General features: G+C 66.4%; 6 protein-coding genes and 3 tRNA genes. 3 read left to right on the top strand and 6 right to left on the bottom strand.

The features are described from left to right. The 6 genes from AC5P98_RS21425 to AC5P98_RS21400 form a co-directional block, all read right to left on the bottom strand. Positions 1–279, bottom strand: a 279-nt coding sequence (locus AC5P98_RS21425) for a GTP-binding protein (protein WP_308307142.1), incomplete at its 3' end; no start/stop codon positions are given. Between the two features lie 41 nt (positions 280–320). Continuing rightward, positions 321–396 (bottom strand) — tRNA-Thr (locus AC5P98_RS21420). Between the two features lie 49 nt (positions 397–445). Further along, a tRNA-Gly gene (locus AC5P98_RS21415) sits at positions 446–519 on the bottom strand. 24 nt (positions 520–543) lie between these two features. Beyond that, a tRNA-Tyr gene (locus AC5P98_RS21410) sits at positions 544–629 on the bottom strand. Between the two features lie 137 nt (positions 630–766). Further along, complete coding sequence (locus tag AC5P98_RS21405) at positions 767–1,783, bottom strand: isoaspartyl peptidase/L-asparaginase family protein (RefSeq protein WP_049406775.1); 1,017 nt, start codon at positions 1,781–1,783, stop codon at positions 767–769. Between the two features lie 109 nt (positions 1,784–1,892). Continuing rightward, positions 1,893–2,912, bottom strand: a complete 1,020-nt coding sequence (locus tag AC5P98_RS21400) for a cyanophycinase (protein ID WP_049419250.1) — start codon at positions 2,910–2,912, stop codon at positions 1,893–1,895. Between the two features lie 169 nt (positions 2,913–3,081). On the opposite strand from AC5P98_RS21400, the gene AC5P98_RS21395 reads away from it, so the two are divergent. The 3 genes from AC5P98_RS21395 (at position 3,082) to AC5P98_RS21385 (ending at position 9,972) form a co-directional block, all read left to right on the top strand. Next, the gene (locus tag AC5P98_RS21395; RefSeq protein ID WP_495230208.1) at positions 3,082–5,820 is read left to right on the top strand and encodes a TonB-dependent receptor plug domain-containing protein; all 2,739 of its coding nucleotides are present in this window, start codon (positions 3,082–3,084) and stop codon (positions 5,818–5,820) included. A gap of 163 nt (positions 5,821–5,983) precedes the next feature. Then, positions 5,984–8,755 carry a response regulator gene (locus AC5P98_RS21390; protein WP_049406781.1) on the top strand — a complete coding sequence of 924 codons (2,772 nt, stop codon included), beginning with the start codon at positions 5,984–5,986 and terminating at the stop codon, positions 8,753–8,755. Next, positions 8,752–9,972, top strand: a complete 1,221-nt coding sequence (locus AC5P98_RS21385) for an EAL domain-containing response regulator (RefSeq protein WP_032956914.1) — start codon at positions 8,752–8,754, stop codon at positions 9,970–9,972. The genes AC5P98_RS21390 and AC5P98_RS21385 overlap by 4 nt, the downstream gene beginning before the upstream one ends. The last annotated feature ends 122 nt before the right edge of the window (positions 9,973–10,094 follow it).

Raw genomic sequence — 10,094 nt, 5'->3', positions numbered from 1 at the left:
GATCATGTTCTTGACGTAGTCAGCGTGGCCCGGGCAGTCAACGTGGGCGTAGTGACGGATCGGGGATTCGTATTCGACGTGCGCGGTCGAGATCGTGATACCACGAGCCTTTTCTTCCGGCGCGGCGTCGATCGAGGAGTAGTCCTTGAACTCGCCACCGAAGCGCTCGGCACCGATCTTGGTCAGTGCGGCGGTCAGCGTGGTCTTGCCGTGGTCGACGTGACCGATGGTGCCGACATTGACGTGCGGCTTGGTGCGCTCGAACTTACCCTTGGCCATGGCTGCTTATCTCGAATTCGTCTGAGAGGTGATGCTTAAGATGGTGCTCACGAAAGGAATCGAACCTTCGACCTCTTCCTTACCAAGGAAGTGCTCTACCGACTGAGCTACGTGAGCCGAGTTTTGCATTATGACATGAACTCGATAAGATTCAAAGTTCATTCAATGGAGCGGGAGACGGGAATCGAACCCGCACCATCAGCTTGGAAGGCTGAGGTTCTACCATTGAACTACTCCCGCGCTGGGAATGTCACAACGTGAAACTGGTGGAGGGAGGTGGATTCGAACCACCGAAGGCGTAAGCCAGCAGATTTACAGTCTGCCCCCGTTGGCCGCTTGGGTATCCCTCCTTACCACCCCATTCCGTTGCCGCCGAAGCGTTGCGGTGTGTGGTGGTGAGCCGCTTATTCTGCTGATGGGACGGGGGGCTGTCAACGCTTTTTTCCATCTTTTTCACACGTTGTCGCAAACCCATTGATACGCAAGGTTATTGACCGGGGACCGGCAGGGTCTCGCTGGCGAAAATTGCGACATGGGGGACTCCGTCGGCGCCGATCCAGCCCCGATACATGCCCTGGGTGTTGAACGGCGTGGCCATTCTGCCGTCCGCGGCAAGCACGATCGCTCCACCGTCGCCGCCCATCTGCGGAATCGTCTCGTTGATCACGCCCTTGCCGGCCTGCTCCGGGCTCTGCCCCTGGTAGCGCATGCGCGCACAGATCTCGTGCGCGGCCGCGGTGCGGATGTAGTACTCGCCCCAGCCGGTGCCCGACACCGCACAGCGCGCATCGGCCCAGGTGCCGGCGCCGATGATCGGCGAGTCACCCACCCGGCCATAGCGCTTGTTGGTCATGCCGCCCGTGGAGGTGCCGGCGGCCAGCTGCCCCTGCGCATCCAGCGCGACCGCACCGACGGTACCGAAGTGCTTTGCGGTCTCCAGGTCGGCATGGGCCTGGCCATTGACCTCTTCCTTAAGCGCGCGCTGCAGCTGCTGCCAACGCTTCTCCGTGCGGAAGTAGGAGGGATCAACCAGAGCAATGCCCTGCTCCACCGCGAAGGCTTCGGCACCCTGCCCTACCATCATCACGTGCCTGGACTTCTGCATCACGGTCTGCGCCAGCAGGATCGGGTTACGCACCCGCTGCACGCCGGCCACCGCACCTGCTGCCTGGGTGGCACCGTCCATCACCGCCGCATCCAGCTCGTTGCGGCCGTCATGGGTGAACACTGCGCCCTTGCCAGCGTTGAAGGTCGGATCGTCCTCCAGCACGGTGATTGCCGCAGTGACCGCTGCAAGCGCCGGACGACCGGCCGCCAGTTCGGCATGGCCTTTCAGCAGTGCGGCGCGCAACGCATCGCGCGCAGCCTTCTCTTCGGCCGGCGACAGGTCCTTGCGTTCGACGCCGGCGCCGCCATGGATGACCAGCAATGGCGACGCAGCCGGGGCGGCCTGGGCGATCAATGGCAAGGACAGCAGCGCGGACAGCGCCAGGCGCAGTTTCATCAGGTACGTCTCCAGCAGGACAAGGGAATGGATTGCAGGGTAGCGCCGGCCGCTGGCCGCAAGGGGCGCATCAGCTCAGGGAAAGTGAGTTGCCGGCCAGCGGCCGGCGCTACCGAAGCGTGAACTCGATCTGGCCGTCGCTGATGTCGGCCACGGCCTGGTAGTCGGCCTCGGCCTGGAAATCGTCCAGGCGCATACGGCTGCCACTGGCGACCACGGTCACCGGAACGGCATGGAAGCGCAATGGTTCGCCCTCGACCAGGCGATCGGCATCACGACCGGGGCTGACCACCCAGACCTTGCCCTCGCCATCAGCGCTGTAGACCTGGGCCTGGCCATCGGGCTCCACGCACAGGGCGGTGTCCTCATCAACGCCGATGCCGACGATGTCAGGGTCGCCGCTGTCCTGCGCGGCGCGTGCCACGAACACGATGAGGCGGCCAAGGCGGTCACGCTTGTCGAAATGGGTGTCGGTGACCACGCGCTGCAGGTAGGGCATCTGCAGGAAGCCACTGTCCATGGTGACTGCGCTGCCCATCGGATCGGCCAGCGCACCGGCCGAGCTGATGCTGCCGCCATCCATGGCGCCATAGGCATAGCCACCGAGGATGGCCAGGCCAGCGCTGGTACCGGCAATCGGCTTGCCGGCGCGTACATGGGCGTTGAGCGCGCGGTTGAGTGCGGTGCCCTTCCAGAAGCGGATGTAGCGCGACTGGTCGCCGCCGGCAATGAAGATGGCATCGGCCGCAGCGACCACGCGCAGCACGGCTGGATCATCGGCACCGCGGCGGCTGTCGAAGACCAGCGTCTGTACCGCGGTGGTGCCGCCTATCTCGCGGTACAGGCGGTCCTGCAGTTCATCGCCACCGGAGGCACGCAGGATCAGTACACGGCCATTGCCGGCCTGCTTCAACCACCACTGGAAGGCCTCCGGCACCCACTCGCCACCACCCATCAGCATCATCGCGGATGCACGCGGCCCGGGACGTGGGGCCTCAAGGTCGCCGACCTCGTAATAGGAAAAGCCCGGGCCCTGCAGATCCTGCGCGGGCGCGGCCAACGGCCAGGCCAGCACCAGCAGCGCCAGCCAGGCAACAGGGGTACGCAGGGTCCGGTGAACGCGTTGCATCTTGATCTCCCTGAACAAAATCGACTTGCAAGCGTTTTCACTCTTTGCCAGATGGGGACCCAGTAGTCAAGGACATAAAAAAGGCGTTAAATGCGCGCGCCCATTCCGGAAATCTGAATGGGGGACAGGCCCCTCCTCTGCGGGCCGGCTTCATTTCCGAGAATTCCTCATGCGTAGAAAGGCGATGGCGTGGTCGATCCAGCTAGCGTTGATGGGTGTGGCTGCTTCCGCGGCCGCCCAGGCTCCGGCGTCCTCTCCGGTACAACAACTGGACGCGGTGCAGGTCACCGGTTCGCGCATTCCGCGCGCCCAGGTGGAAGGCCCCGCCCCGATCACGGTGATCAACGCCGAACAGATCCGCTCCAGTGGCTTCACCAGCGTGCCGGACGTGTTGCGTGCGATGACCCAGAACGGCGGTGAGACGCAGAGCCAGCAGTCTTCCAGCGGCGCAGACTTCTCGCCGGGTGCCCAGCAGGTGGACCTGCGCGGCCTGGGCCCTAACCACACGCTGGTGCTGGTCAATGGCCGCCGTATCGCCGACTTCCCGATGCCGTTCAAGGGCCGCAGCAACTTCACCGATGTCTCCAACATTCCGCTGGGGATGATCGAGCGCATTGAAGTACTGACCGGCAGCGCCTCGGCCATCTATGGATCGGACGCGATCGCCGGCGTGGTCAACTTCATCCTGAAGAAGAAGGCCGACGGCACCACGATCGACATGCGCATGGGCACCACCACTGAAGGCGGTGGCGAGTCGTTCGACATGAGCATCGCCAGCGGTTTCAGCCGTGGCAACTTCAACGCGGTATACAGCGTCGAACTGCAGTCGCAGACGCCGCTGTGGGCCTATGAGCGCGACATCCAGGACTCGACCCAGGACGGCCCCACCGAGGGTTCGCGCATCGCGCGCCGTGCGTACCTGCGCACCGACTACAACGATGACTATCTGGACCCCGGCGCCGCCACCTGCGAAGCGCTGTCCGGCCAGAACCAGGGCAGCACCTACCGCGCCTACCGCCCGAAGTACGGCTACTACTGTGGCAGCGACAGCTCGATCGGCTACGGCACCATCCTCAGCAAGCGCCGCGGTGCCAACGGCTACGCGTCGTTGAGCCATGACTTCGACAATGGCCAGCAGTGGTTCGCCGACGTGCAGCTGGGCTACCACACGATGTCGCTGATGCGCGACGTCACCAAGTGGGGCCGCATGGACGCCAACGGCGATGAGTCGGGCTACTTCAACAACGAAGCCACCGGCGAGATCGAGTTCTGGCAGCGCCAGTTCTCGCCCGAGGAAATGGGTGGCCTGCGCAATGCCATGGTGCGCAGCACGCAGAAGACCTTCAGCGTGACCACCGGCTTCAAGGGCAACCTGGCCGGCAACTGGGACTACGAAGCGGCATTGAGCCATTCGCAGTACCAGTCGCGGATCAGCTGGGCGCAGATCATCGCCGCCAAGGCCAATGACCTGTTCCTCGGCCCGCAGCTGGGCGTGGATGACGACGGTTTCCCGATCTACAACGCCGATCCGTCACGCCTGTACCGGCCGCTGACCCGCGCCGAGTACGATTCGATCGCCGCGCGTACCACCTACACGCCGAAGTCGCGCACGGAGACGGCGGCATTCACTCTGACCAATTCCGCGCTGTTCGGCCTGCCCGGCGGTGACGCCGGTTTCGCCGCGACCGTGGAAGTGGGCCAGCAGGCGTACTCGCTCAATCCTGATCCGCTGGCGACCCAGTACTACTATTACAGCTGGAAGGATTCGGACGGCCAAGGTTCGCGCAACCGCTGGGCTACGGCGGCCGAGCTGCGCATGCCGCTGCACGAAACGGTCAACCTGAGCGTGGCCGGCCGCTACGACCAGTACCGCTATTCCGGCCACACCATCGGCAAGGCGACCTGGAGCGGTGGCCTGGAATGGCGCCCGATCGACACGCTGCTGGTGCGCGGTTCGTATGGCACCGCGTTCCGTGCGCCGGACCTGCACTATGTATTCGCCGGCCCGGGCAACGATGAGACCACCGCCGAAGACCTGTACAGCTGCCGCGCCGACGGCGCCACCGACTGCGCCGACTACGAGCGCAACCTGACCCGCAGCCGCACCGGCAACCGCCAGCTCGACCCGGAAACCAGCACCTCGTGGAGTGCCGGCTTCGTCTGGTCGCCGGCCGTCGGCCTGGACCTGTCGGTGGACTGGTTCGACATCGACATGCGCGACCAGGTGCAGGACATGGACGTGCGCACGATCCTGGCCAACGAAGCGAACTGCCGCCTGGGCAGCGCCGACATCACCTCGCCGACCTGCGTGGATGCACTCGCCCGCATCACCCGCAGCAACGACGGGCGCCTGTATGGCGTGCGCGTGGCGCCGATCAACGTCGCCCGCGAATCCACCTCCGGCATCGACGTCGGCCTGCGCTACCGCCTGCAGACGGGCATCGGCGACTTCATCTTCAACGGCACCCACACCTGGGTGAAGAAGCATGACTTCCAGCGCTACCCGGGCGACCGCACCGAAGACCAGTTCGCAGTGAACAGCGGCTTCGACATCCCACGCACCAAGACCAGCCTGAGCGTGACCTGGGAAAAGGATGCGTGGTCGGCAACGGTGTACGGTTCGCGCCTGGGCAAGCTGCCGACCTCGGACAGCTACGACCAGGTGTTCGACTGGGACAGCGGCGACAGCCCGTACGTGAAGGCGACCTATCGCTACAACGCCTCGCTGCAGTACCGCTTCGACGGCCACTCGCGCCTGTCGCTGTCGGTGGTCAATGTGTTCAACAAGATGCCGCCGATGGACCGTACCTACACTGCATACCCGTACTACGACGTGTCCTGGTTCGACAGCGTGGGGCGCACGATCAACCTGCAGTACACCCACAAGTTCGGTGGCAGCGCGCTGTAAGCGCCCGGCCAGCGCAGATACAGGAGACCCCCGCTTCGGCGGGGGTTCTTTTTTTCCGCCGCCTGAACGGTACCCGCGCGCAGGCTCCGGCCCGACCGGCCAGCCGGGGATTTTAGGAAACAGCTGATTCCGCGCCGCGCGCGCCGCTCCCTAGCATCGTTGCATGTTCCGCTTCCCCCGCCCTTCGCTGCAGCAGGCCGTGCCATCGACCACCGCGTCGGTGCTGCTGCGCTGCCTGACCGTGTGCGTCTTCGTCTGCCTGGCCGCCGCGGCCGGCTTCTACCTGCTCACGGCATTCACCGAGGACATCTCGACCCATCGCCGCGAGATGAATGCAGCGGCCTACAGGGCCCAGATCTATTTCGACCAGCGCGAAGCCCTGCTGCGCTATCTGGGCGATTCGGTAGTGAGGGGCAACCCGGATGCACCTGCGGCGGACAGCGAAGGCATGCGCCAGGTGCCGCTGGATGGTGCTGGCGGCCAACCGGGCCAGCGGCTGCTGTTGTCAGCGCGCGCCGAACACACGCTGCAGGCACTGCAGACGCATCTGCTGCTGGTCGATGCGCACGGCACGCACTGGCTGGCCGGCGGCGAGGTCGACGTGGACCTGGCGCACCTGCCATCGCTGCGTGCGCTGCAGGCACGCAGCGGCAGCCTGGAGGCGGCCGACCCGGTGCACTGGCTGCGCCCGGGTGACAGTGGCGTTGCATTGGCGCAGCCGGTACAGGCCGGCCCGCATCCGACGCAGTGGCTGGTGCTGCTGCTCGATGGCGCGGCGGCGGCGAGCATGATCGACGGCCAGGGGATCGGCGGCTATGCGCTGCTCGACCGTGCGGGGCAGCCGGCATTGTCCAGCCAGACCCCGCGTCTGGATGGTGCGGGCTGGAAGACCCTGCGGGAACGCCAGGACGACAGCTTCGGCACGCTGTGGAGTGGCGGGCTTCCGCGCGGTGTAGCGCTGGTGAAAAGTGTCGGCAACGACGGCTGGCGGTTGGTCTACCACCTGCCGTCGCAACTGCTGCTGGGTGACCTGGCGGTGCCGCTGCTGGTCTGCGCGCTGTTGCTGCTGCTGGCCGGCGTCGCGCTGCGCCTGCTGCGGCATCGCGTGGACCTCCAGTTGATCCAGCCGGCCCTGCAGCAACAGCGCAGGCTGCTGGAGAACCTGGATTTCAGTTCGACGGTGATCGACATGGCGCCGGTCGGCATCTGCGTCCTGCGCCGCAGCGACCGCGCGCTGCTGCTCTCCAACCAGCTGCTACGCGACTGGCTTGGCGAAGAAGGCGAACACAGCGACTGGCAGGCGCCATGGCGCGGACATGCCGGCGAGCGCGGGCGTGGACTGGAATTCACCACCCGCGACGGTCGTCAGCTGCAGGTGCTGCACGCGGCCTGCCGCTACCAGGGCGACGACGTGCTGCTGTGCGTGTTCCATGACATTTCCCGGCACCGCCAGGCACAGGCCGCGCTGTCGTCGGCACGCCAGGCCGCCGATGCGGCCAACCAGGCCAAGAGCGCGTTCCTGGCCACCATGAGCCATGAAATCCGTACTCCGCTCTACGGCGTGCTGGGCACGCTGGAGCTGCTCGGGCACACCTCGCTGGACGCCCGGCAGTCGCAGTACCTGCGCACCATCGAGAGTTCCTCATCGGTCCTGCTGCAGTTGATCAGCGATGTGCTGGATGTTTCCAAGATCGAATCCGGGCAGCTCAGCCTGGAGCCGGCGCCGTTCTCGCCGCGCGAGCTGACCGAGAGCGTGCTGCGCAGCTTCGCCGCATCGGCCACCTGCAAGGGCCTGCAGATCCTGGTCTGCACCGACCCGCGCCTGCCCACGCGCGTGCTGGGTGATGCCGACCGCATCCGCCAGGTGCTGGGCAACCTGCTCAGCAACGCGATCAAGTTCACCGAGCATGGCCGGGTGGTACTGCGCGTGCGCCAGGTACAGCGCGAAGGTGAATCGAGCGTGCTGGCCTGGCAGGTCACCGATACCGGCGTGGGCATCGCCGCGGAGGAACAGGCGCGGTTGTTCGAACCGTTCCGCCAGGTCCGCGGCGCGGCCAGTGCACAGGGCACCGGGCTGGGTCTGTCCATCAGCGACCGCCTGGTGCGCCTGATGAGCGGCGAGCTGCAGGTGGTGAGCGAGCCCGGCCTGGGCAGCAGCTTCAGCGTGCGCCTGCCCTTGCCGGTGCTGGCCGCCGCCGAGGATGGCCCGACCCTGCTGCCGGAGCCGCCGATCCTGGTGCGCGGCCGTGATCGCGAACTGGTCGACAGTGCCTGCGGCTGGCTGCGTCGCTGGGGTGCCAACGCACAGCCCCTGCAGGGCGACCCTGCACTGCTGGACCATGACGGCGCGATCCTGATGGACGGCGAGGCCGGGATGCCGCTGGCCTGGGCAGGCCCTCGCGTGGTGGCATCGATCGACGGCGGCGACCAGCCCACCGTTGCCGCCGATGGCAGCCTGGTGGTGACCCTGCATGGGATGACCGCGATCGGCAATGCACTGGCCAACGTGCAGCAGCAACGTGCGGCGCTGCCGGAAACATCGCGCGCGGCAACGCCGATGCCGCTGGGCCTGCACGTGCTGGCCGTCGAAGACAACCCGATCAACCGGGTGATCCTGGCCGAGCAGCTGCGCACCCTCGGCTGCGACGTGGAGCTGGCACAGGACGGCGTGGAAGCCCTGCAGCGATGCCGAGAGCAGTCTTTCGATCTGGTGGTGACCGACATCAACATGCCGCGCATGGACGGCCACGCGTTGGCCCGGCAGCTGCGCGAGGACGGCAACCCGGTGCCGGTGATCGGCGCCACCGCCAATGCCACTGCCGAGGAGCGCGAGCGCTGCCTGGCCAGTGGCATGCAGGGCTACCTGAGCAAACCCATCGACATCGCACGCCTGCGCAAGGCGCTCACCTCACTGCGCCAAGGAGACCCCGCATGACCCAGCGTGTCCTGATCCTGGAAGACCAGCCCTTCCAGCGTGGTTTCCTGGCCAACCTGTTCGGCAGCCACGCAGGCGTGCAGGTCGACGCCTGCGAAGACGTGGATGCGGCCATCGCGCTGTGTGCGTGCCAGCCCTACGACCTGGTGGTCAGCGACCTGCTGATGCCCGGGCAGGACGGCATCCAGTTCATCCAGGCGCTGGCGGCACAGCCGCGCCCGCCACGCCTCGCGGTGGTCAGCGCGGCCCCGCGGCGGATGATGACCTCGGCACGGCTGATGGCCGAATCGCTGGGGCTGGATGTGGTCGGCCTGCTGCCCAAGCCGGTGGCGGCCGCCGATGTGGACGCCCTGTTCGAGGCCTTGGCGCAGGCGCGTCCGGCCGCCGGCGAGGCCCCTACGCGCGCGGCGGCTGCGCCCGAACCGGATGCATCGCAGCTGCGCCAGGCCATGGCCGATGGCAGCCTGACGGCCTGGTTCCAACCGAAGAAGTCACTGCAGTCAGGACGCGTGGTGGCGGCCGAAGCACTGGTGCGCTGGCGACATCCGCAGCTGGGCACGCTGGCCGCTGGCAGCTTCCTGCCGGCAATCTGCCGCTACGGGCTGGAGGGCGATCTGCTGCGGATGATGCTCAAGGCCAGCATCAGCGCGCAGGCACGCTGGCGCAAGCAAGGGTTCCGGGTACCGGTATCGATCAACCTGCCCCCTCACCTGCTGGAGCAGTCGGACCTGCCCGACGAACTGCTGGCACTGACCCTGGCCAACGGCGGTACGCCCGGTGAATTGTGCTTCGAACTGATGGAAAACAGCACCACGCGGCACGTCAGCGACTTCTATGCCGGCGCCTGCCGCCTGCGCATGAAGGGCTTCGGCCTGGCCCAGGACGATTTCGGGCAGGGCCTGAGCTCGGTCCACAACCTGGTCAATACCCCTTTCACCGAGGTCAAGATCGACCGCGCGCTGGTCAGCGGATGCGCGCGCGACCCGGCCTTGCACCTGACCCTGTCGACGGTGATCGCGCTGGCCAACCAGCTGGGCCTGACCATCGTGGCAGAGGGCGTGGAAAGCGATGCCGACCTGGCTGCCCTGCGCCAGCTGGGGTGCAGCCAAGTGCAGGGCTTCCTGATCTCGCAGGCGCTGCCGTCGGACGAGTTCACCCGCCTGCTGGACGAAGAAGCGCCGCAGTTGGACGAGTCGCCGCGAGCCGCCCTGCGCTGACACGGATTCCACGTCCGCTTCACGAAATCATCAAGTGGCATTGACGATCCTGTCTGTGCAGCGGTGGCGGATGTCCCTCCGTTGCTGCCCATGGTGCCGCTGACCGCTCCCTGCCCTGAGAC

The organism is Stenotrophomonas sp. YJH_SMC_135, from assembly GCF_059372355.1.
This window is presented reverse-complemented; position numbering and strand designations above follow the sequence as displayed.